The organism is Streptomyces sp. NPDC037100 (assembly GCF_055606225.1).
The window spans coordinates 80,995-102,181 of record NZ_JBVJSX010000001.1; the positions used below are offsets into that span (position 1 = coordinate 80,995).

Sequence of the window (21,187 nt, forward strand, 5' to 3'; positions counted from 1 at the left end):
CGGAATTCAAAGAAAAATCAGGCGTGGTCCTCGGCGGTCGCGGTGGTCCACCACACCGTGGTGTCGGCCGGCACCTTCGCCTCGTCGTCGACCTGCACGATCTCGCCGCTCGCGATCAGTACCCGGCCGTACGCCGGCATCGCCACCGACTCGCCGGTGGTGTTCGCGACGCACACGAACTCCCCGCGCCGGAAGGCCAGCACGCCCTCGGGCGCCCTCAGCCACTCCACGGAGGTGCCGGCGCCGAGGTCGGGCTGCTCGCGGCGCACGCGGAGCGCGGCCCGGTACAGCTCCAGGGTCGAACCGGGCTCGCCGGTCTGCGCCTCGATGCTCAGCTCGCCCCAGCCCTCCGGCTGCGGCAGCCAGCTGCCGCCGTCACCGAAGCCGTACGACGATCCCGTCCGGGTCCACGGGATCGGCACCCGGCAGCCGTCGCGGAAGCCGTCCTGGCCCGCGCCCCGGAAGTACGCCGGGTCCTGGCGCACCTCGTCCGGCAGGTCGACGACGTCGGGCAGACCGAGCTCCTCGCCCTGGTAGACGTACGCCGAGCCGGGCAGCGCCAGCATGAGCAGGCTCGCGGCCCTGGCCCTGCGCAGCCCCAGTGCGCGGTCGCCGGCCAGGCGGATCTGGGTGCCGAGGCCGGGCGGGTTGGCGAAGCGGGTGGCGTGCCGGGTCACGTCGTGGTTGGACAGCACCCAGGTGGCGGGGGCGCCGACCGGACGCATGGCCTCCAGGGTGCGGTCGATGACCTCACGCATCTCCTCGGCGTCCCAGTGGGTGCTGAGGTACTGGAAGTTGAAGGCCTGGTGCAGCTCGTCCGGGCGGACGTAGTTCGCGGTGCGCTCGATGGTCGGGGTCCAGGCCTCGGCGACGAAGATCCTCTCCCCCGCATACTCGTCGAGGATCAGCCGCCACTGCCGGTAGATCTCGTGCACGCCGTCCTGGTCGAAGAACGGCATGACATCGTTGCCCAGCAGCTTCACCTGGTCGTGAGATCCAAGGTCGGGCAGCCCCGTGGCCTTCACCAGGCCGTGGGCGACGTCGATCCGGAAGCCGTCGACGCCCATGTCCAGCCAGAAGCGCAGGATGGAGCGGAACTCGTCGCCGACGGCCGGGTGCTCCCAGTTGAAGTCGGGCTGCTCGGGGGCGAAGAGGTGCAGGTACCACTCGCCGGGCGTGCCGTCGGGTTCGGTGACGCGGGTCCACGCCGGGCCGCCGAAGATCGACTCCCAGTCGTTGGGCGGCAGTTCGCCGTTATCGCCCTTGCCGGGGCGGAAGTGGTAGCGGTCCCGCAGCGCGGAGCCGGGGCCCTCGGCGACGGCCCGCTTGAACCACTCGTACTGGTCGGAGGAGTGGTTCGGGACGAGGTCGACGATGATCCTGAGGCCCAGCCGGTGGGCGTCGCGGATCAGCGCGTCGGCGTCCAGCAGGTTGCCGAACATGGGGTCGACGGCACGGTAGTCGGCGACGTCGTAACCGGCGTCGGCCTGCGGCGAGGCGTAGAAGGGGCTGAGCCACACGGCGTCCACGCCGAGGTCGCGCAGGTACGGCAGACGGGTGCGGACACCCTCCAGGTCGCCCATGCCGTCACCGTTGCTGTCGGCGAAGCTGCGCGGGTACACCTGGTAGATCACCGCGTCCCGCCACCAGTCGCGGCGCTTGGCGACGGCCACTGTGGGGGTGGGGGCAGGTGCAGCTGAGTGCTGGCTCATGTCGTCCTTGATGCGTAACGAGATGTCGGTCATGGGAAGCGTGGATGGGGTTCGGGCGGCCGCGGCACAGCGGGGTCGGATGGGCACCGCGGCCGCCCCCACGCGCCCCGACAGGGGCGCGGGGAACTGCGCGACCGGCCACGACGGCGCCGCGGCCGGTCCACGGGCGGGGGTCACCCCTTGGTGCCGCCCGCGGTGAGCCCGGTCACCAGGTTCTTCTGCACGAGGTAGAAGAACAGGGCGGCCGGTATCGCGATCAGCACGGCCGTCGCAGCCATCAGGTTGCGCTGCGCGTCGTGCTCGCTCACGAACGTCTGCAGACCGACGGCGAAGGTGTAGTTGTCGTCGCTCAGCATGAACGTCGAGGCGAACGCGACCTCACCGAAGGCCGTGAGGAAGCTGTAGAACGCCGCGACCGCGAGGCCCGGCTTGGCGAGCGGCAGGATGAGCCGCGCGAACGTGCCGAAGGGGGTCAGCCCGTCGACGCGCCCCGCCTCGTCGATCTCGAACGGGATGGTGTCGAAATAGCCCTTCATCAGCCAGGCGCAGTACGGCACGATCGTCGTGCAGTTGACAAGGATGAGACCAAGGTAGCTGTCGATGAGCTGCAGATCCGAGAGGATCTGGTACATCGGCACGATCAGTACCGCGATGGGGAACATCTGAGTGACCAGCAGCACCCACATCAGCTTCCGGTAGCCGGGGAACCGCATGCGGGAGACCGCGTAGCCGGTGGACGCGGCGACGACGACGCCGATCAGCGTCGTGCCCAGCACCACGACCAGCGTGCTCTTCAGCCAGTCGAAGAAGCCGGTGTCCTGCAGGACGAACGTGTAGTTGTCGAGCGTCATCTTGCCCCAGATGCGTCCGGGGTGGAGGTAGTCGTCCTTGTCCGGGCCGAGGGACAGGAAGACCAGCCAGGCGACCGGGAAGAGGGCGGTCAGGCTCGCGGCGATCAGCACGGCGTGCGAGGCGAGGGAGGCTCCGCGGCTGCGGTCGCCGCGGCCGCGGACCTTGCCGGGGGCGTTGGCGGGGCGCCGCTCGCCGGCCGGGGCGGAGCTCTCGACGGTGGTCGTACTCATGGGGACTCCTGCCTCAGATCGCGAGCTGCTGCTCGTTGCGGTTCAGCCAGCGGCGGTAGAAGGAGGTGAAGACGATCAGGATGGACAGGAGCAGGATTCCGTAGGCGGCGGACTGGGCGTAGTCGCGCGGCTGCTGCCCGAAGCCCAGTTGGTAGGCCCACGTGACGAGGATCTGGGCGTCGGGTGCGGTGTTGCCGAACAACAGGAAGATGATGGCGAACTGGTTGAAGGTCCAGATGACGCCGAGGAGTACGACCGTCGTACTGACGGACCTCAGACCGGGCAGGGTGACGTAGCGGAACCGCTGCCAGGCGTTGGCGCCGTCCATCTCGGAGGCCTCGTACAGGCTCGCGTCGATCGACTGCAGGCCGCCGAGCAGCGAGACCATCATGAACGGCACACCGCACCAGGTGTTGACCATGATCGCGGCGAACCGCTGCCAGAAGGTGTCCTCCAGCCACATCGGCGTCGGCAGGCCCAGGCCTTCCAGGGCGGTGTTGATGACGCCGCCGTCCGCGAGCATGAACCGCCAGCCGAAGACGGTGACGAAGGTCGGCACCGCCCAGGGCAGCACCAGGATCATCCGGTAGAGGGTGCGGCCGCGCAGCTTCTGGTTGAGCAGCAGGGCGAGGCCGAGACCGATGCCGTAGTGCAGGGCGACGCAGGCCGCCGTCCAGAAGACCGTCCACAGGAAGTGCGACCAGAAACGGTCGTACGCCGTCGGGCCCCACAGGATGTCGGCGTAGTTGTCCAGGCCGATGAACTTGTACGTGGCGTCGATGTGGTTGACGCCGATCGTGCGGGCGGTGTTGAGGCTGGTGGCGTCGGTGAGGGTGAGGTACAGGCCGTACACCAGCGGGTACACCACGAGGACGCCCAGGACGACCGCCACCGGGGCGATCATCGCGTAGGCGTACCAGTGCTTGTGGAAGCCGTTCTTCAGCCGCTGGGCCGGCCCGGGTCGCGGTTCCCGCTCACCGCGCCGCTTACCGGTCGCTCGGTCGATGGCGACTGTCATGGTTCGACACCTTCTGGAGGTTCAAGGAGGTCAAGGAGACTGCCGGACGGCAGGCGCGGGCCGGTGGCCGCAGCATTCCTCCCCTGGAGGAGGCGATCCTGCGGCCACCCGGCGGTCACTTGGAGAAGTCCGGCACCAGCTTGGCGATGGCGGTCTCGGCGTTGCCGAGGCCCTTGTCCAAGGACTCCTTGCCGCTCGCGATCTTGAGCAGCTCGTCGTCGAGCGGGGTCCACAGGGAGCTGTACTCCGGCAGCGCCGGGCGCGGCTGGGCGGCGGACAGCACGCCCTGGTAGCCGGCGATACCGGGGTCGGCCTTGACCTTGTCGGTGTAGGCGTCCTCGCGCGTGGGGAGCGTGGAGTTCTTCAGCGCGATGGTCTCCTGGGCCTTGGCCGAGGTCATGAACTTCACGAACTTCAGCGAGGCCTCCTGGTGGGCCTTGTCCGAGCCCGCGTACACGGAGAGGTTGTGGCCGCCGGTCGGGGCGCCCGCCTTGCCGGTGGAGCCGGCCGGGACGGTGGCGATGCCGAGGTTGCCCTTGTCCTTGAAGGCCGAGCCCTTGTAGAAGTTCGTGATCTCCCACGGGCCCTGGACGATCGAGGCGACCTTGCCGTTGACGAACGCGTCCTGGATGTGGGCGTAGGCGTCGGCGGTCGTGTCGGCCTTGTGCAGGCCCTTGCCCTTGAAGAGGCTCTGCCAGGTGCCGTAGGCCTTCTTGGCCTCGGGCGAGGTGATGGTGATCTTCTTGGCGTCGACGTCGACGGTGTCGGCGCCCTCGCCGTAGAGGAAGGACTGGGCGTAGTACGCCTGGGTGGAGCCCCAGTAGCCGTCGACGCCGGTCTTGTCCTTGATGGTGGCGGCGCCCTTCTTCAGGTCGCCCCAGGTCTTGGGGGCCTCGACGCCGGCCTTCTCGAACAGAGCCTTGTTGTAGACGAGGGCGAGGGTGTCGGTGACGAAGGGGACGCCGTAGGTCTTGCCCTCGTACCTGGCCTGCTCGATCAGGCTGGGCTGGAACTTGTCCTGCTCGGCGAGGGCCTCGGTGCCGTCCAGCGGCGCGAAGAAGCCCTTCTTGGCGAAGGCCGGGGTCCAGCCGACCTCGGAACGCAGCACATCGGGAGCGCCCTTGGAACCGGCGGCGGTGTCGAACTTGACCTCCGCCTGGTCGAAGGGGACGTTGACGTACTTGACCTTGACGTCCTTGTTGGCGGCCTCGAACTCCTTGACGAGGGCCTTGTACGTCGGTGCCTCGTTGGTGGCGTTGGAGGTGTCCCACCAGGTGATGGTGACCGGGCCGTCGGCCTCGTCGCCGCTGTCGCTTCCGCCGCAGGCCGTCGCCGCCAGGGCGAGGGACGCCACCAGCGCGGTGGCCGCTATGCCACGCCGCATGAGTTCTCCTTGAGGGTGAAGCCCGTTTCGTGCTGCCGACTGCGCCGTTGGCGGCCGGGCGTCGGTGAGATTAGCCGCGCTGCAACGACTTGCGAAAGACCTTGCAGCAAAAAGGTGCAAGGGATGCGGATGGTTACCCCGCCGTGACCTCCCCTCGATCGCCTCGAATCCTTGGTTTCCGCCTGCCCGGTGGGCGGTAGCGCGGTTGTGCAAGACTCTGCAAGCACTTGCTATCCGTGTCCGCCGGGGGAATCATCCGTTGCGGATCGCACGCCGACCAGGAATTCCGAGGGACCGCGATGACCAAGCCACCCGCAGCGGGCCGTGCGACGGCGCGCACCAGGCGTCCCGTCGGTGTGCAAGGGGAGCACCGGCCGCTACAGTCCAGTGCTGTGACCACACGGCTTGCCGACATCGCGTTGCAGGCGGGGGTGAGCGAAGCGACCGTCAGCCGCGTCCTCAACGGGAAGCCGGGCGTCGCCGCCACCACCCGCCAGTCCGTGCTGGCCGCTCTCGACGTGCTGGGCTACGAACGCCCGGTGCGCCTGCGCCAGCGCAGCGAGGGGCTGGTCGGGCTGATCACCCCGGAGCTGGAGAACCCGATCTTCCCGGCCCTGGCGCAGGTCATCGGCCAGGCGCTGACGCGGCAGGGCTACACCCCGGTGCTGGCCACCCAGACCCCGGGCGGCTCGACCGAGGACGAGCTGACCGAGATGCTCGTCGACCGCGGGGTCGCCGGGATCATCTACGTCTCCGGACTGCACGCCGACACCACCGCCGACATGCAGCGCTACGACCGGCTGCGCGCCCAGGGCGTGCCCTACGTGCTGGTCGACGGTTTCTCGCCGAAGGTGCAGGCGCCGTTCATCTCCCCCGACGACCGTGCGGCGATGAGCCTCGCGGTCACGCACCTGGTGTCCCTGGGGCACACCCGGATCGGCCTGGCCCTCGGGCCCAAGCGGTTCGTGCCGGTGCAGCGCAAGATCGAGGGGTTCGTGCGCACGATGCAGGACCGGTTGGGTCTGCGCGCCGAGACCGTCGAGTCGGAGCTGGTGCAGCACTCCCTGTACACCCTCGAGGGTGGTCAGGCGGCGGCCACGGCGTTGATCGACCGGAACTGCACGGCCGTGGTGTGCGCCAGCGACATGATGGCGCTGGGTGCGATCCGGGCGGCCCGGCAGCTCGGCCTGGACGTACCGAAGGACGTCTCCGTGGTGGGCTTCGACGACTCCCCGCTGATCGCCTTCACCGACCCGCCCCTCACCACGATCCGCAAGCCGGTCCCGGCGATGGGGCAGGCGGCCGTGCGCACACTGCTGGAGGAGATCGGCGGGACGCCCGCGCCGCACAGCGAGTTCGTGTTCATGCCGGAACTGGTGGTGCGCGGTTCGACCGCTTCGGCCCCCGGGGAACGCGCTCGCCCCTGAGGCCCAAGGCCTGATTCCGCCGTAGGACATGCGGCTCGGGCGGGGTCGCGGGATGATCGGTGGGGAAGTCCTTTTCTGGCAGACTCTGCGCCTATGGGTGAAACGACCGTAACGAAACCGGAGGGCCTGGAAGCGGCCCTCCCGGACCCCGTTGCGGCCGATCCGGGGCGCGGCCCGCTGCGCCGGCTGCGCACCCCGCGCCGGCCTCGGTTCTGGTTCGAGATCCTGCTGATCGCGGTGAGTTACTGGACGTACTCGCTCGTCCGCAACGCCGTGCCCGAGCAGAAAGCGGAGGCGCTGCACAACGCCGACTGGATCTGGCGGGTCGAGCACCATCTGGGCATCGCCGTCGAGGAGTGGGTCAACCACACGGTGAACTCGGTGCATTGGCTCATCGTCGGGATGAACTACTACTACGCGACGCTGCACTTCATCGTCACGCTGGGTGTGCTGGTGTGGCTGTACCGTCGCCATCCCGGGCGGTACGCGGCGACCCGTCTGGTGCTGTTCGCGACCACGGCCGTCGCCCTGGTCGGCTACTACCTGTATCCGCTGGCGCCCCCGCGGCTGATGTACGGCGGCGACTTCATCGACACGGTCATGGTCCACCAGACCTGGGGTTCGATGGCGTCGGGCGATCTGAAGCACATGTCCAACCAGTACGCCGCGATGCCGTCGATGCACATCGGCTGGTCCGTGTGGTGCGGGCTGACGATCTTCGCCCTGGCGTCGGTTCCCTGGGTGCGGGTGCTGGGCCTGCTGTACCCGGCGCTGACGCTGGTGGTCATCGTCGCGACGGCCAACCACTTCTGGCTGGACGCGGTCGGCGGCCTGCTGTGCCTGGCCTTCGGGTTCACGGTCGCGCGGCTCTGGTACGGGAGGCGGCCGTACGCGCTGCCGAGGGTGGCGCCGACGCGCAAAGCGGACAGGCCCCGGCCCGCGGCCGAGATCTGATCCCCCTGGCAGATCCTGGGGGCCTGCCTAGCGCTCGGCAACGCCGTAGAACAGGTCCTCCACCACACCGCGCGCCCGGCGGGCCGTGCGGCGGTACGCGTCCAGCATGTCGCCCGCGTGGCCCGGGCCGTAGCCCAGGTACCTGCCCACGGCGGACAGTTCCCGGGGTTCGGTCGGGAACGTGTCACCGGCCCGGCCGCGGACCAGCATCACCGCGTTGCGGACGCGGGTCGCGAGGACCCAGGCCTCGTCGAGGGTCGCCGCGTCCTCGTCCGTGATGAGCCCGGCGGTGCGGGCGGCGGCCAGGGCCTCCCGGGTGCGGGTGGTGCGCAGGCCCGGCTCCGTCGAGCCGTGCCGCAATTGCATGAGCTGCACGGTCCACTCCACGTCGGACAGGCCGCCCGGCCCGAGCTTGGCGTGCAGCTTGGGGTCGGCGCCGCGCGGCAGCCGCTCCGACTCCATGCGGGCCTTCAGGCGCCGGATCTCGCGCACGGCCTCGTCGGGGAGCCCGTCCGCCGGGTAGCGCAGCGGGTCGATCAGGTCGATGAAGCGGCGGCCCAGGTCCTCGTCGCCGGCGACGGGCTCGGCCCGCAGCAGCGCGTGCGACTCCCAGGTCAGGGCCCACCGCCGGTAGTACGCCTCGTACGAGGTGAGGGTGCGGACCAGCGGGCCGGACTTGCCCTCCGGGCGCAGGTCGGCGTCGATGAGCAGGGGCGGGTCGGCGCTGGGGATCTGCAGCAGGCGGCGCATCTCGGAGACGACCTTGTTGGCCGCCTGGGAGGCCTCCCGCTCGTCGACGCCGTCGCGTGGTTCGTGCACGAACAACACGTCCGCATCGGAGCCGTAGCCCAGCTCGTGGCCGCCGAACCGGCCCATGCCGATGATCGCGAACCGGGTGGGCAGGTCGTCGCCCCAGCCGTCCCGTACGACCGCGCGCAGCGTGCCGGCGAGGGTCGCCGCCGTAAGGTCCGACACCGCAGCCCCGACGCGGTCCACCAGGGCGCCCTGGTCGGCCTCGGCGGGCTGCTCCTCGGTGCCGTAGGAGCCGACGATGTCGGCGGCGGCCGTGCGGAACAGTTCGCGGCGGCGCACCCCGCGGGCCGCCGTGACGGCCTGGGCGGCCCCGTCGGCCCGGCGCACGGCGGCGAGTATCTCCTGCTCCAGATGCGCGCGCGAGCGGGGTTCCAGGCCGCCGCCGTCCCCGTCACCGAGCAGGGCGACCGCCTCCGGGGCGCGCATCAGCAGGTCGGGCGCGAGCCGGCCGGCGGACAGCACACGGGCGAGGTTCTGCGCGGCGGCGCCCTCGTCCCGCAGCAGCCGCAGGTACCAGGGGGTCTTGCCGAGCGCGTCCGAGACCTTGCGGAAGCCCAGCAGGCCCGCGTCCGGGTCGGCCGAGTCGGCGAACCAGCCCAGCAGCACGGGGAGCAGGGTGCGCTGGATGGCGGCCTTGCGGGTGACGCCGGAGGCCAGCGCCTCCAGGTGGCGCAGGGCGGAGGCGGGGTCGGCGTAGCCGAGGGCGACCATGCGTTCCCGGGCCGCCTCGGTGCTCAGCCGGGCCTCGCCGGTCGCGAGCTGGGCGACCGCGTCGAGCAGCGGCCGGTAGAAGAGCTTCTCGTGCAGACGGCGTACGACACCCGCGTGCCGCCGCCACTCGCGGTGCAGGTCGGCGACCGGGTCCGTGCGCAGGCCCAGGGAGCGGCCGATGCGGCGCAGCTCGGCCTCGTCCTCCGGGACGAGGTGGGTGCGGCGCAGCCGGAACAGCTGGATGCGGTGCTCCATGGAGCGCAGGAAGCGGTAGGCCTCGTCGAGCTGGGCCGCGTCGGACCGGCCGACGTAGCCGCCGGCCGCGAGGGCGCCCAGCGCGTCCAGGGTCGTGCCGCTGCGCAGGGAGGTGTCGGCCCGGCCGTGCACCAGCTGGAGCAGCTGCACGGCGAACTCGACGTCCCTGAGGCCGCCCGGCCCCAGCTTCAGCTGGCGGTCGACCTCGCCGACGGGGATGTTCTCCACGACCCGGCGGCGCATCTTCTGCACGTCGGGCACGAAGTTCTCGCGCTCGGCGGCCTTCCACACCAGGGGCTGGACGGCGGCGACGTACTCCGCGCCGAGGTCGAGGTCCCCGGCCACGGGGCGGGCCTTGAGCAGCGCCTGGAACTCCCAGGTCTTGGCCCAGCGCTGGTAGTAGGCGAGGTGGCTGGACACGGTCCGCACGAGGGGGCCGTTGCGGCCCTCGGGCCGGAGGTTGGCGTCGACCGGCCAGATGGAGCCCTCGACGGTGGTCTCGGAGCAGATCCGCATCATGTGCGAGGCGAGCCGGGTCGCGGCGCGTACGGCCTTCGTCTCGTCGGCTCCCTCGGTGGCCTCCCCGACGAAGATGACGTCCACGTCCGAGACGTAGTTGAGCTCGTGGCCGCCGCACTTGCCCATGGCGATCACCGCGAGCCGGCACAGGGCGGCGTCCTCGGGCGCTGCCGCCTCGGCGATCCCGAGGGCGGCACGCAGCGTGGCGGTGGCGAGGTCGGCCAGCTCGGCGGCGGATTCGGCGACGCCGGTGGTGCCGCAGACGTCCCGGGCGGCGATGGACAGCAGGCAGCGCCGGTAGGCGACGCGCAGGGAGACCGGATCGGTGGCCTCGGCGAGGCCGGCCTCGAACTCCTCCACCCCGGGGTGCAGGTCGTACGCCTCGTACATGACGAGGGCCTGCCAGTCGTCCGGGTGCCGGGCGAGGTGGTCGGCGAGGGCGGTGGAGGCGCCGAGGACACCGAGGAGGCGGTCGCGCAGCGGCTTGGAGGAGATCAGCGTGTCGAGCAGTTCCCGGGCGCCGGGGCCGTGCTGGGCCTCCAGCAGCCGGACGAGTCCGAGCAGCGCGAGATCGGGGTCGGCGGTGCCGCCCAGCGCCTCCAGCAGGACCGGGTCGTCGCGCAGGGGCGCGAGCTCGGGGCTGTCCAGGAGCCGTTCGGCGGCGGACGCGTCGGTGAAGCCGTGCCGCAGCAGCCGTGTGAAGGTACTGCTCCTGCGCCCCGGCACCGCCGTCATCCGGGCCTCCCTCGCACTGTTCCTCGGACATGCATCGGATCAAGGTCGTACGGCTTCGAGCCTAACCGCACGGGCCGGGGGAAGCGCCGGGGAGTTCGGCAGGCGGACGGGGGCCGCGCGGGCTGCCGGGGTGAGGCCCCGCACCTGCGCACGGGCCGGGAAGCGGCCCTCGTGGCCGCGGTCGTGGCAGTCGAGGTGGGCGGCCATGAGGCGGGCGACCATGAGGACGGGCGCGGCGTCGGAGACGAGGTCGCCCGGGACGAGATCGCCCGGAAGTCGCGCTCGTGACCGCGCGCGTGGCCGCCGGGGCGCAGCAGCAGGGGCCCGGCCCAGTGCGGCTACGGGGACCGGCCGTGGTGTCGGAGGCGAGGTATGGCGGTTTCTGGCCGCAGGAGGTACGGGGAGGTACGGCGGTTTCTGGCCGCAGGAGGTCGGGGAGGGCCATTTCCACCACGGTAGGGGTCCGGCCGCCGTCCACTCGGTGGCGCCGCGCGCCGTTATCGGCTTCGGTGAGGGGGAGCCGTTCCGCCGGCTTCAGCCGGATGAGGTGAGCGGCTCTCATGAGGCCGGACGAAGGAGTCACGCCATGGACATCACGCTCGAAGTCATCCCGCTGCCCGTGAGCGACATCGACCGCGCCCGGGACTTCTACCGGGACAGGGTCGGCTTCCACGTGGACATCGACCAGGAGGTCATGCCCGGGATGCGGATCGTCCAGCTGACCCCTCCGGGTTCCGGCTGTTCGATCGCCCTGGGCGAGTCGATCTGGCAGATGACGCCGGGCCCCACCCCGGCTCCGGGCTCCTACCAGGGCCTGCAGCTGTGCGTCGCCGACATCAAGGCCGCCCACGCGGAGCTGGTCGCCCGCGGCCTCGACGTCTCGGAGCCGGTCCAGTACTCCCCGGACGACGGCGCCACGTTCATGCACTTCCAGGACCCGGACGGCAACGGGTGGGCGGTGCAGGAGTACCGGCGCAGGGCCACGGAGCCGCTGCATCAGCTGCTCGCCGACCTCAAGCGGCAACAGGCCTGAAGCAGCAGGCCTGAAGCGGCAGCGGGCTTGAAGCGACAGCAGGCCCGAACAACCCGGTCAGGAATCGAGAAGCAGGTCTCGCGGGGCGCGATTAGCGTCGTTGTCATGACTTCCATCGCATCCGTCACCCTCGAGGTGGCCGACCCCGCCGCCGCCGACCGCTTCTACTCCGCCGCCTTCGGTCTGGGCGAGCGGCTGCGCCTGCGGGCGTCGGAGGCACCGACTTCCGGCTTCCGCGGGTTCACGCTGTCGCTCGTGGTCTCCCAGCCGGCCGATGTGGACGCGCTCGTCGACGCGGCCGTGCGGGCGGGGGCGACGACGCTGAAGCCCGCCGCCAAGTCGCTGTGGGGCTACGGGGGCGTCGTACAGGCCCCGGACGGGACGATCTGGCAGCTCGCGTCGTCGTCGAAGAAGAACACCGGCCCGGCGACCGGGCGGGTCGACGCCTTCGTGCTCCTGCTCGGTGTGGAGGACGTGAAGGCCAGCAAGCAGTTCTACGTCGATCACGGCCTGGCCGTGGGCAAGAGTTTCGGCTCCAAGTACGTCGAGTTCACCGCCGACGGCCCCGTCAAGCTGGCCCTCTACAAGCGCCGCGGCCTCGCCAAGGTCGCCGGCGTCTCCCCCGACGGCACCGGCTCCCACCGCCTCACCATCGCCGGCGACGCCGGGCCGTTCACCGACCCGGACGGTTTCGCGTGGACGACGACGTCGGAGAACGCGTCGGTGTGAGCGGTGCCGGGGGGTGTCCTCCTCCGGCGTCGGCCGGCGGGCCTACAGCGCCGGCAGGTTCTTCCGCCGCTCGAACGCGGTGCCCTCCGAGCGGTACTCCTCCCGCTTCTGCCGCTGTTGCGCAGGAACATGCATCTCCCTGGACCGACGTCGGGCGCTCGGGATCGACGTGGCACTGACCTGTGATCGAACGGTCGGCATGGGTCGCTGTGGGCCACTCTTCGACGGACCCACCGACGTCCCCACCCAGCGGGACTGACAGATCGGCGTTCGTACGCACGAAACGCTGAAATGAACCATGTGGCCCTACACCTCCCGGTTCGGTCCCGACTACTCGGGGAAGGCTCCTCCCGGGGAGTCCCCGGCCATCGGAGGGTGGGGGAACGGTGGGGGGTTCGAGGAGTCGGTACCGGCCGTGGGTGCGGTTGGTCGTCGTGGCGGTCGTCAGCGCGGTGATCGGACTGCTCGCTGCTGTGTGGGGGTCGGAGGCATCGGCAGGAGTGCTGGGGGCTGCGGTCGCGGCCCTGGTGAGTGTCGTTGCGCTAGGCGCTCAATCGGAGTGGCAGCGGCAGGCTGAGGCGGCTCGTCGTCGACCTGAGGCCTTGGAGATTGCCTCACTTGGAGGCCGCTTTCCGCTGGTGCGGGATCTGCGTGACCCGATCGCCGTGGGAGTGCACCCGGCCGAGACCACTGAGCGGGAGGGCAGGCTCGATCGGGTTCCGGCGTATGTCACTCGCGACATGGAGCCGCACCTGCACGCAGCCCTGCGCCGTGGGGGCTTCGTCCTGTTGGTCGGCGAGTCCACCGCGGGTAAGACGCGAGCTGCCTTCGAGGCGATTCGGCTGCTCCATCCTGATCGGCATTTCGTAGCTCCCGCGACGCGCGAGGCCATTGCGGTGCTGTTGGACGATTGGGAAGCGGCAACCGGCTGCGTGGTGTGGCTGGACGACCTGGAACGCTTCCTGGGGCCAGGCGGCCTGACCACGTCCACGCTGCACCGCATGCTGATCTCGGACCAGCAGGTGCTGGTGCTGGCCACCATGCGTAGTCACGAGTACGACCGCTACCGTGATCGTGCGGAGATCGAAGCTTCCGGTCCCTCTCAAGAAATCTGGCGTCAAGGCCGGGCCGTGTTGAGACAAGCTCAAGTGGTCCACGTGGAGAGGCGATGGACGACCACCGAGCGCGAACGCGCTCGTGCGCTGACGACCGACCCCCGACTCGTCCGCGCATTGGCGGGCGATCAACGCTTCGGGGTGGCCGAACTGTTGGCGGCCGGTCCGGAACTGGTCGAAAGCTGGCAGCATGCGTGGGTCCCAGGACACCACCCTCGCGGAGCGGCACTGGTTGCAGCGGCTGTCGATGCCCGCCGCGCCGGCTACCACGGCCCTGTGCCCGTCGAAGTTCTCCAGCAGCTTCACGAGGGCTACCTTGTTCGTCGCGGTGGGACGGAATTACGTCCCGAGGCGTTCTCAGAGGCGCTGACCTGGGCTCTGACCCCTACAGTCCCAGCAGGGGCGAACAGCCTGCTACTCGGCGACGCCGAACACGGTCTCCTGGCTTTCGACTATTTGATCGACCTCCCTGCGCAGGACGCCATACCAGAACCGGTCTGGGTTGCAGTGATGGACGTTGCGTCACCACATGAGGCCTACACGATCGCCTGCAACGCATACCGGTCCGGCAATTTCACGCTCGCCCTCCCGGCACTGCGACGTGCGGCAGCAGCAGGTATCGGCCAAGCCGAGGCGATTTTATGGGAATCGGACGCGCCCATGCGGTCCGCGGAGGAAGGTTTGGCGGTTGCCGAGCAACGAACGCGGACCCTTCGACAAGAGTTCGGTGCCGATCATGAGGAGACTCTGATGGCAGAGAGCATGGTCGCGTCCTTCACTTTCCACTGTGGCCGCCACTCCGAAGCTCGCATTCTTTACGAACCACTGATAGGCAGGGCAGCCTCAGCACTGGGCAGTGATCATCGCGTCGTCCTGGGTCTGGAATTTGGACTCGCCAGCAGCATATTTGCGTCTGGAGCACACGATGAGGGCCTACCGCTTCTCGAAACCGCCATACAAAAGAGCATCACCACATTGGGGCCAGGGGACCTAGCCGTGTTGGACAGACGCAGGTGGGTGATTCAGCTTTTGATGGAGGCCGGACGAGACGGCGACGCAGTGGAGCGGCTCACCGCACTCGAAGCCGACTGCGCCCACCTGTCGGCCACGCATCCGATCACCGTCAGCCTCAGGCGCATGGCAAGCCGGCTGCACCACCATCGGACGTGATGAAACGACCACAAGGTGAATTCGTCGAACCATCGGCCAGGGAGAAATGATGCGCGATCAATTCACATGGAGGAAGAGTTCCTATTCAGGCGCCACTTCAAATTGCGTTGAGGTGGCCTGGGATTGTTCAGTCGTATGGATTCGAGACAGCAAGAACACAACGAAGCCACCCGTACAAATATCAGCACAGGGCTGGAAGCACTTCCGCCAGGCCGTCTGCACTGGTAGTGCATTCCGTCCGCGGTGACGCTGTACGAGGGCACTGATCCGACACCGGATGGTCCAGGGACTGCCCCACACCAGTGAGACGCCATGGGGCCGACGGTCCGCGACCGTCGGCCCCATCCGCTTCACCAGCGGGAAACGTGCTCTGACCTGCCCTTACAGCGCCGGCAGGTTCTTCCGCAGCTCGAACGCCGTGACCTCCGAGCGGTACTCCTCCCACTCCTGCCGCTTGTTGCGCAGGAAGTGGTGCCAGGCTGCCGTATTGCATTGAATGCAACACATGTCGCGCTGGGCCAACTCTCTGAGCTGCAGGTGGTGCTCAGGCTAACGCCGGGTTGGTGGCTGGTTGGGATGCGCTGACCTGGCACCCGTTACCGACTCAACGATGATGCGTTAGATGCATCGTGAGTGCTGTCGTTGATATGCCAGGAGCTGCGCATCTGGTCCTTGCCGACGGAGTCGTGCACCTGGACCCCGAACCCGCCGTCCTGGAAGCCATGCTGGAGGGCTGGGCACTGCAGCAGCGCACGCGCTTCTTGAACTGGGAGTCGACGATCCGCCCCCGGATCGCGCTGATCCGTCGGCTGGCCCGCTTCACCAATGAGTACCCGTGGCAATGGGACCCCGCCGAGGTGGAGGCCTTCTTCGACGACCTTCGTACCCGGCGCCCTGGCAGGCCGCTGGCGGTGTCCACCGCACGGAACTACCAGAACGACCTACGGCTGTTCTTCGACTACATCACCGACACTCGCTACGGCTGGCCGTCCACATGCAACGAGCGATTCGGCCGGGCTCCGGTCCAGCTCCTGCACGAGTGGAACACGGTCACCCACACCAGCGAGTACGAGGGAGCCACCGAACGTCGTCCGCTCACCTACGACGAAGTCCAGACCCTTTTCGACGCCGCCGACGGCCGTGTCGAGGAGATCCGCACACGACGACGCAAGGGCTCGCTCGCGGCCCTTCGCGACGCCATGGTCTTGAAGACGGTCTACGCCTTCGGCCTGCGGCGCCAGGAAGCGTGCGGCCTGGACCTGTGCGACCTGCGCCGGAACCCCAAGGTCGCCGACTACGGCCGTTTCGGAGCGATCTTCGTCCGTCACGGCAAGGCCTCCAAGGGCGGACCTCCCAAGCGCCGCAGCGTTCTGACCGTCCCCGAAATGGACTGGATCGTCGACGTTCTCGACCAGTACGTCAGCGAGGTCCGCCCCGCTTTCGTGCCGGGCAAGCACCCGGCGTTCTGGATCACCGAGCGGCGCGACCGGATGTCCCTGCGGCGGTTGAACGAGGCCTTCGAGACGGCGCGCCGGTCCGCCGACCTGCCGGCGGAGCTGGACCTGCACTCGCTGCGGCACAGCTACGTGACCCATCTGATCGAGTTCGGTTATCCAGAGAAGTTCGTCCAGGACCAGGTCGGCCACGCCTACGCCAGCACCACGGCCATCTACAGCCACGTCTCGGACGAGTACCGAAACCGGCTGCTGCGACGCTCACTGCAAGCCCGGCACGGCGATCTATGGGGGCAGGAAACGTGATCAGGAAGATGGGCATCGACTGGCAGCTACGGATCCGGATGGCGGAGAAGGGCATGTTCCAGACCACGGAACTGGTCCCGCTGCTGGCCGAACGCGGCGTGCATCTGTCGCGTGAGCAGGTCTTTCGTCTCGTGACCCAGACACCGCAACGGCTGTCCATGGACACGCTCGCCGCGTTGTGCGACATCCTCGCGTGTGAGCCCAACGATCTGATCCAGGTGGAGGTCGCCAACGCTGAGGTGCGCAAGACCGCCGGCGAGCAGACGGCGTCCCGGCCGCAAGCGCGTCGCACTACGATCCGGCGCCCAGGCCCGGAATGACCGCTCCTCTCCGCCTCGACGAGGCCCACCGACAGGTCATCGCCCACCTGACCGCCCGGCTCACGGGGGTGACCGGCGAACAGGCAGCGCAGGCACTGGAGCGCGGGAAGATCACAGCACGTTCCTGCGTCGGTCTTGCCCGCCATTTCCAGGACCACCAAGACGCCCTGACGAATCCGGGCCCGACACCTCCGCAGAATCTGGTGCGGCTCGCGTATGCCCTGACGGACGCCGGACACGGCCCGGTCATCCTGCCGACGTGCGTCGGCTGCGGAAAGACCTCGCGCCAACTCACACATCGCCTCCCGGCCGGACACTGCTGTTCGGCCTGTGCTCGTCGGGTGCGGCCGCCGAAGACCTGCTCAGGCTGCGGCCGACAGATGAAGATCAACGCCAGGGGCCCCAACGGTCCGCTCTGCGGTACCTGCTACGGCAAGCACGTTGCCACCGCATGCGGGCAGTGCGGGCGCGTACGTCGCGCGACCTTCCGCATGCCCGACGGCAGTGTCCGCTGTCAGGGGTGCCACCCACGCCCGCTCCGCACCTGCGTCGGGTGCGGAGCTCAAGCTCCAGTCCAAGCGATCTCGGCGGACGGCCCGGTCTGCCGGCGCTGCTACCGACAACCCCAGCGCCGCTGCGGCAGCTGCGGAGAAGTACGCACGGTCGACCGGCGCGGTGGCGACGGCAGGCCCGATCTGTGCTCCCGCTGCTATCACGCTCCGCCGGTCGCCTGCTCCTCCTGCCGCCGGCTCCGGACCTGCGCGCGCAGGGTGGCGGGCAAGCCGTTTTGCCAGAGCTGCTGTCCCCGCCCTACGGGTCCATGCGCGCGCTGTCTCCACGACCGACCTGTCCATGCCTACTGGCCGATGGGCCCGGTCTGCAAACACTGCTACGCGGCAGTGCGCGCACGCCCCAGCGCCTGCGCTCAGTGCGAAGAGCGACGTCCACTCATCGGTCCCACCGAAGCAGGAGCCGGCATCTGCGGGCCCTGCGCCGGAGTCGATCTCACCTACTCGTGCCAGCGCTGCGGCACGAGCGACAGGATCTTCCGCGAGCAGTTGTGCACCCGTTGCTTCGCCACGAAACAACTGGCCGAAGCTCTCCGTGGACAAGACACTACGGTCCCCGCACAGCAGCAGAACTTCCACTCGGCTCTCGCCGCCGCAGGACATCCCCGCAGAGTGGCGCATTGGCTGACCCGCGCCGGAGTGCCCGCCCTCCTGTCCCAGCTAGCCATTTCCGATGAGGAGATCACCCACCAACAGCTCGACGATCTCCCCAACACGCCGACCACTCGCTACATCCGCGACGTCCTCGTCGTCGCCGCGGTGCTGCCGCCGCGGGACGAACGATTGGAGGCCCTGCCCCGCTGGGCGAACGCCCTCTTGGCCCAGGCACCGCTCCCCCAGCGCCAGCTCGTCACCCCCTTCACTCATTGGTATCTGCTCCACCGCATCCGCCGGGTCCACCGGCACCGCCCGCTACGCGCCAGCACACAGCACCAGATGCGATCGCGACTGCGCCGGGCCCTGGAACTGCTCGACTGGCTCGACGAGCACGGCACCGCCCTCGGGGAACTCACACAGCCAGAACTCGAGATGTGGCTAGACGAAGGGGCTGTAGAACGTCGTGAGGTGCGTGCCTTCGTCACCTGGGCGCGAGGTCGGGGCCTTGTCGGCGAGCTCGTAGTTCCCCGGGCACGCATTGCCGCACCAAGCGTCTTCATGACGGACGAGGAGCAGGCCGAGCAGCTGCACCGATGTCTCGGCGACGATTCTCTGCCTCTCGATGTTCGTACGGCTGGTGCCCTGACGCTCCTCTTCGGGCTGCAGCACACCAAACTGCTCGAACTCACCGTGCGCGACGTCATAGACGACAACGAGAGGGTGGCGCTCAACCTCGCAGGCCATCGTCTTCCGCTGCCGCCGGAGGTCGCCCGGTTGGTCCGTGCGCAACGCGACCAGTGCCAGGCACGCTGGCAGCTCGATCAGACAGCCAGCACAACACCGTGGCTGTTCCCCGGCCAGGAGCCCGCCCGCCCTCTCGGAGCCACCTACCTCAATTTGAAGCTCCGCCGACACGGCATCGCGCCCCGCGCTGGCCGTAACAACGCTCGTCTCGCGCTCGCCACCGACCTGCCGGCATCTGTCCTCGCCGACTTCACTGGTACCAGCATCAGCAACGCGACCCGTTGGACCGGATACGCCAGACGCGACTGGCTCGACTACACCGCGTCCCGCGCAACGATCTGACCGCTCCCCCGAGCGGCGGCCACGGTCCAGAGAGACCACCACGAGATGGGGGCGGTCATAGCGCCTCGGCGCATTCGTCGACGAATGCGCAAAGCCGACGAATGAGGCTCAAGAAGAAGGGGGTGGGGTCCGAGTCGCCCTGCATGTGAGGTGCGTCCTGGAGCCACTGCTGCCACAGGCCACCCGGTTCCCGGAAGCGGTCGGCTTGACCACCTCCAAGGTTCAGGTCGATGAACTGGAGAGCGCCCATGACGACGGCTTGGTCGTACGCGAGGTCAGGGCGGCGGAGGTAGCGATCAAGGTAGGCGGCGAGCAGATCAGCGTCGCGCGCCGTTCCGAAACTGGCCAGGGTCACGCTATAGGCCAGCCCAACACAGCAGACCTCGCTGGCCAGCAGGAGTTCCCCGAGGCGCTCACGGAACTCGATCCGGCGGGAGACAGCTACGAGCCACGCTGCGGTTCTCCGTTCTCGCCAGCCGCCCTCAAGGAGAGTGGCGATCTCATCTGCGGTGATGAATCCCGCGTCCTCGCAGAGACCTCGCATGAATCGGTCGCACTCAGGACTTTGCATGCGCAGCATGCTGTCGCCGAGCTTCAGGTAGCGCTGCTCGGGCGTGACATAGCGGCGAACCAGGGCCAGCAGCTCGGCATCTTCATGGGGATGGCGTATCACACGGCCGATCTTGCCGTGCTGGTGCAAAACGAGGCCATACCATTTTGCGCTGCTCGTTCGCCGCCTCACCGGGACCAGCGCGACGGACTGGACGACCTTCATCAAGCGCGACTGGACCGGCTACGTCAGCAGCCGGCGAAGTGATAGCTGAGAAGTCGGTTTCTCTCGTGGGTGAGCCCCGGCATCATGGTCGTCGGTAAGTTTGTACGCGAGAGGGACGAGTGCGGCGGGTGCCTGGAGACGAGCAGGCTGATTTGACGGAGCTGTGGCAGCAGCGTTGGCTCAGTTGCCCTCCGGTTGGGTACAAGCTCCGTGACCCGTATCGGGATGTCTGGGTACGTTTTCACAGCCTGCCGGAGTCGAAGCGGTATCCCGAGGACGAGAGTGAGTACACCGTCGTCCTGGAGCGTTACAACACCGTCCTTGATGAGTTGTTCGCTGGTTCGGACGTGTACGTCGTCACTCCGCTCTGGACGACCGAAGCTGAGGTTCCGTCAGTGAAACCCGGAACGGGGTATTGGCAGAGCTTGCTGGTGGAGGACGATTCCGATCCTGAGTTCCGCACGTACTGCCACCTCTTCGCCGCCCACCGGCCCTGGCAGCGCGGCTGCGTCGACGACTTGCTTCGAAATACCGCCGACGACAAGGTGGCGGGAATCCTCATCACCGACACCCGCATGCAGCGCATCCACCACCCCTACGACGGTGGAGCCGACGTCTTCCTCACCACATCCGACGAGCGGGACCAGATGCGCGATCGGCATGCCGACTGGCTTTCCAGTCATCCCTCGGGTCTCTGACCGGCTCGGATCGCCGCCCCGCTCAGAACGGTCTCCACCGCAAGTACCGGGCTGAGAGGCTCCACGAGTTCCCTGGTGGCGACGGCCACGAGGCGGGCGGGTGCATCACCCTTCAGCAACCCGCTCACGTACTCGATGGCCTCCGCGGGCGAGAGTACAGGCAGCCTCTGGCGCAATGTCCGCACAGCATGCATGCGTCCGCGCGTAGGCGCGATTTCGCGGAGCACATCGTGTAGATCGTCCACCGCGGTGCGCACCGGGAGCCCACGTATCCGGGCTCGGTAGTCGTCCTCCCATGCCCCGGTCACCGCGGAGACGACGCCGACCTGATGGAGTCCCCCGTCGACACGGTCGACCAGGTACGGCCCGTTGCCTGCGAGCATGAACTCCGGATTCCGAGTGCGCACGAACTCCTCGGACGTCCAGGAGACGATCCACACCAGTTCGTGCTCCTCGACGTCCAGCACAGCCATGCGCAGTGCCTCCGCACCCGCAGCCCGCCACCTTTGATAGTCGCGTTCCAGTTGTTCCTCAACGGCCCGAACGGCGGCTTCTCGCTCGATCACGCCTGCAGCATTCCGCACGGGCCCGGGCCCGGCCAGTGATTTCCCGCGGCCTGTAGGGCCACGTAGGGACCGCTGCCTGAGCTCCTTGCCCAGGAATACGGCAGCCACGGAACAAGTGCTCTGCGCCAGTGGGGGCGGGAGCGACCTCGGGCGAGTGGC

Annotated in this window: 17 protein-coding genes and 1 pseudogene; 10 read left to right on the forward strand and 8 right to left on the reverse strand. The window is 68.8% G+C overall.

The genetic code is table 11. The features are described from left to right. Window positions 1-17: 17 nt before the first annotated feature. The 4 genes from ACZ7EG_RS00360 to ACZ7EG_RS00375 form a co-directional block, all read right to left on the reverse strand. Window positions 18-1,712, reverse strand: coding sequence for a glycoside hydrolase family 13 protein (locus ACZ7EG_RS00360; RefSeq protein ID WP_471072385.1), 1,695 nt, complete (start codon window positions 1,710-1,712; stop codon window positions 18-20). A gap of 173 nt (window positions 1,713-1,885) precedes the next feature. Beyond that, the gene (locus tag ACZ7EG_RS00365; RefSeq protein WP_471070164.1) at window positions 1,886-2,794 is read right to left on the reverse strand and encodes a sugar ABC transporter permease; all 909 of its coding nucleotides are present in this window, start codon (window positions 2,792-2,794) and stop codon (window positions 1,886-1,888) included. Window positions 2,795-2,807: 13 nt separating this feature from the next. Beyond that, on the reverse strand, window positions 2,808-3,812 hold the full coding sequence (locus tag ACZ7EG_RS00370) for a carbohydrate ABC transporter permease (protein ID WP_471070166.1): 1,005 nt from the start codon (window positions 3,810-3,812) through the stop codon (window positions 2,808-2,810). Window positions 3,813-3,927: 115 nt separating this feature from the next. Beyond that, entirely contained in the window at window positions 3,928-5,196 is a 1,269-nt protein-coding gene (locus tag ACZ7EG_RS00375) for an extracellular solute-binding protein (RefSeq protein ID WP_471070170.1), read from the reverse strand. A gap of 392 nt (window positions 5,197-5,588) precedes the next feature. Here ACZ7EG_RS00375 and ACZ7EG_RS00380 point away from each other — a divergent pair, with 392 nt between their 5' ends. Beyond that, complete coding sequence (locus tag ACZ7EG_RS00380) at window positions 5,589-6,623, forward strand: LacI family DNA-binding transcriptional regulator (protein WP_471070172.1); 1,035 nt, start codon at window positions 5,589-5,591, stop codon at window positions 6,621-6,623. A gap of 93 nt (window positions 6,624-6,716) precedes the next feature. Further along, window positions 6,717-7,577: a phosphatase PAP2 family protein gene (locus ACZ7EG_RS00385; RefSeq protein ID WP_471070174.1), complete on the forward strand. Its 861-nt coding sequence runs from the start codon at window positions 6,717-6,719 to the stop codon at window positions 7,575-7,577. A 27-nt stretch (window positions 7,578-7,604) separates the two neighbouring features. On the opposite strand, the gene ACZ7EG_RS00390 is transcribed toward ACZ7EG_RS00385, so the two are convergent. After that, window positions 7,605-10,610 (reverse strand): bifunctional [glutamine synthetase] adenylyltransferase/[glutamine synthetase]-adenylyl-L-tyrosine phosphorylase, encoded by a 3,006-nt coding sequence (locus ACZ7EG_RS00390; RefSeq protein ID WP_471070176.1) that lies wholly within the window; start codon window positions 10,608-10,610, stop codon window positions 7,605-7,607. A 586-nt stretch (window positions 10,611-11,196) separates the two neighbouring features. On the opposite strand from ACZ7EG_RS00390, the gene ACZ7EG_RS00395 reads away from it, so the two are divergent. The 4 genes from ACZ7EG_RS00395 to ACZ7EG_RS00410 all read left to right on the forward strand — a co-directional run bounded on the left by ACZ7EG_RS00395 (window position 11,197) and on the right by ACZ7EG_RS00410 (window position 14,904). Beyond that, window positions 11,197-11,643: a VOC family protein gene (locus ACZ7EG_RS00395; protein ID WP_471070178.1), complete on the forward strand. Its 447-nt coding sequence runs from the start codon at window positions 11,197-11,199 to the stop codon at window positions 11,641-11,643. Between the two features lie 105 nt (window positions 11,644-11,748). Next, window positions 11,749-12,372 (forward strand): glyoxalase, encoded by a 624-nt coding sequence (locus ACZ7EG_RS00400; RefSeq protein WP_471070181.1) that lies wholly within the window; start codon window positions 11,749-11,751, stop codon window positions 12,370-12,372. A gap of 602 nt (window positions 12,373-12,974) precedes the next feature. Continuing rightward, window positions 12,975-14,657: a hypothetical protein gene (locus tag ACZ7EG_RS00405; protein WP_471070183.1), complete on the forward strand. Its 1,683-nt coding sequence runs from the start codon at window positions 12,975-12,977 to the stop codon at window positions 14,655-14,657. A 49-nt stretch (window positions 14,658-14,706) separates the two neighbouring features. Then, window positions 14,707-14,904, forward strand: coding sequence for a DUF397 domain-containing protein (locus ACZ7EG_RS00410; protein WP_471072388.1), 198 nt, complete (start codon window positions 14,707-14,709; stop codon window positions 14,902-14,904). Between the two features lie 134 nt (window positions 14,905-15,038). Here ACZ7EG_RS00410 and ACZ7EG_RS00415 read toward each other — a convergent pair. Next, a pseudogene (locus tag ACZ7EG_RS00415) lies at window positions 15,039-15,125 on the reverse strand (glutamine synthetase); the annotation flags it as partial. 179 nt (window positions 15,126-15,304) lie between these two features. Here ACZ7EG_RS00415 and ACZ7EG_RS00420 point away from each other — a divergent pair. The 3 genes from ACZ7EG_RS00420 (at window position 15,305) to ACZ7EG_RS00430 (ending at window position 18,989) form a co-directional block, all read left to right on the forward strand. Continuing rightward, window positions 15,305-16,417: a tyrosine-type recombinase/integrase gene (locus tag ACZ7EG_RS00420; protein ID WP_471070185.1), complete on the forward strand. Its 1,113-nt coding sequence runs from the start codon at window positions 15,305-15,307 to the stop codon at window positions 16,415-16,417. Beyond that, window positions 16,414-16,737 carry a helix-turn-helix domain-containing protein gene (locus ACZ7EG_RS00425; RefSeq protein WP_031116469.1) on the forward strand — a complete coding sequence of 108 codons (324 nt, stop codon included), beginning with the start codon at window positions 16,414-16,416 and terminating at the stop codon, window positions 16,735-16,737. The genes ACZ7EG_RS00420 and ACZ7EG_RS00425 overlap by 4 nt, the downstream gene beginning before the upstream one ends. A 1,181-nt stretch (window positions 16,738-17,918) precedes the next feature. After that, entirely contained in the window at window positions 17,919-18,989 is a 1,071-nt protein-coding gene (locus tag ACZ7EG_RS00430) for a hypothetical protein (protein ID WP_471070188.1), read from the forward strand. A 55-nt stretch (window positions 18,990-19,044) separates the two neighbouring features. Here ACZ7EG_RS00430 and ACZ7EG_RS00435 read toward each other — a convergent pair whose 3' ends face one another. Then, window positions 19,045-19,662 carry a DUF6000 family protein gene (locus ACZ7EG_RS00435; RefSeq protein ID WP_471072391.1) on the reverse strand — a complete coding sequence of 206 codons (618 nt, stop codon included), beginning with the start codon at window positions 19,660-19,662 and terminating at the stop codon, window positions 19,045-19,047. Between the two features lie 230 nt (window positions 19,663-19,892). On the opposite strand from ACZ7EG_RS00435, the gene ACZ7EG_RS00440 reads away from it, so the two are divergent. Next, window positions 19,893-20,462 (forward strand): DUF3885 domain-containing protein, encoded by a 570-nt coding sequence (locus tag ACZ7EG_RS00440; RefSeq protein WP_471070190.1) that lies wholly within the window; start codon window positions 19,893-19,895, stop codon window positions 20,460-20,462. On the opposite strand, the gene ACZ7EG_RS00445 is transcribed toward ACZ7EG_RS00440, so the two are convergent. After that, on the reverse strand, window positions 20,444-21,028 hold the full coding sequence (locus ACZ7EG_RS00445; protein WP_471070192.1) for a YrhB domain-containing protein: 585 nt from the start codon (window positions 21,026-21,028) through the stop codon (window positions 20,444-20,446). The two genes, ACZ7EG_RS00440 and ACZ7EG_RS00445, sit on opposite strands and share 19 nt — an antisense overlap. Window positions 21,029-21,187: the final 159 nt, after the last annotated feature.

Coding starts and splice junctions, on each gene's coding strand:
- ACZ7EG_RS00375 (WP_471070170.1), bottom strand. CDS start 5,196: ATGCGGCGTGGCATAGCGGCCACCGCGCTGGTGGCGTCCCTCGCCCTG.
- ACZ7EG_RS00370 (WP_471070166.1), bottom strand. CDS start 3,812: ATGACAGTCGCCATCGACCGAGCGACCGGTAAGCGGCGCGGTGAGCGG.
- ACZ7EG_RS00410 (WP_471072388.1), top strand. CDS start 14,707: ATGCGCGATCAATTCACATGGAGGAAGAGTTCCTATTCAGGCGCCACT.
- ACZ7EG_RS00390 (WP_471070176.1), bottom strand. CDS start 10,610: ATGACGGCGGTGCCGGGGCGCAGGAGCAGTACCTTCACACGGCTGCTG.
- ACZ7EG_RS00385 (WP_471070174.1), top strand. CDS start 6,717: ATGGGTGAAACGACCGTAACGAAACCGGAGGGCCTGGAAGCGGCCCTC.
- ACZ7EG_RS00365 (WP_471070164.1), bottom strand. CDS start 2,794: ATGAGTACGACCACCGTCGAGAGCTCCGCCCCGGCCGGCGAGCGGCGC.
- ACZ7EG_RS00420 (WP_471070185.1), top strand. CDS start 15,305: ATGCCAGGAGCTGCGCATCTGGTCCTTGCCGACGGAGTCGTGCACCTG.
- ACZ7EG_RS00395 (WP_471070178.1), top strand. CDS start 11,197: ATGGACATCACGCTCGAAGTCATCCCGCTGCCCGTGAGCGACATCGAC.
- ACZ7EG_RS00360 (WP_471072385.1), bottom strand. CDS start 1,712: ATGAGCCAGCACTCAGCTGCACCTGCCCCCACCCCCACAGTGGCCGTC.
- ACZ7EG_RS00400 (WP_471070181.1), top strand. CDS start 11,749: ATGACTTCCATCGCATCCGTCACCCTCGAGGTGGCCGACCCCGCCGCC.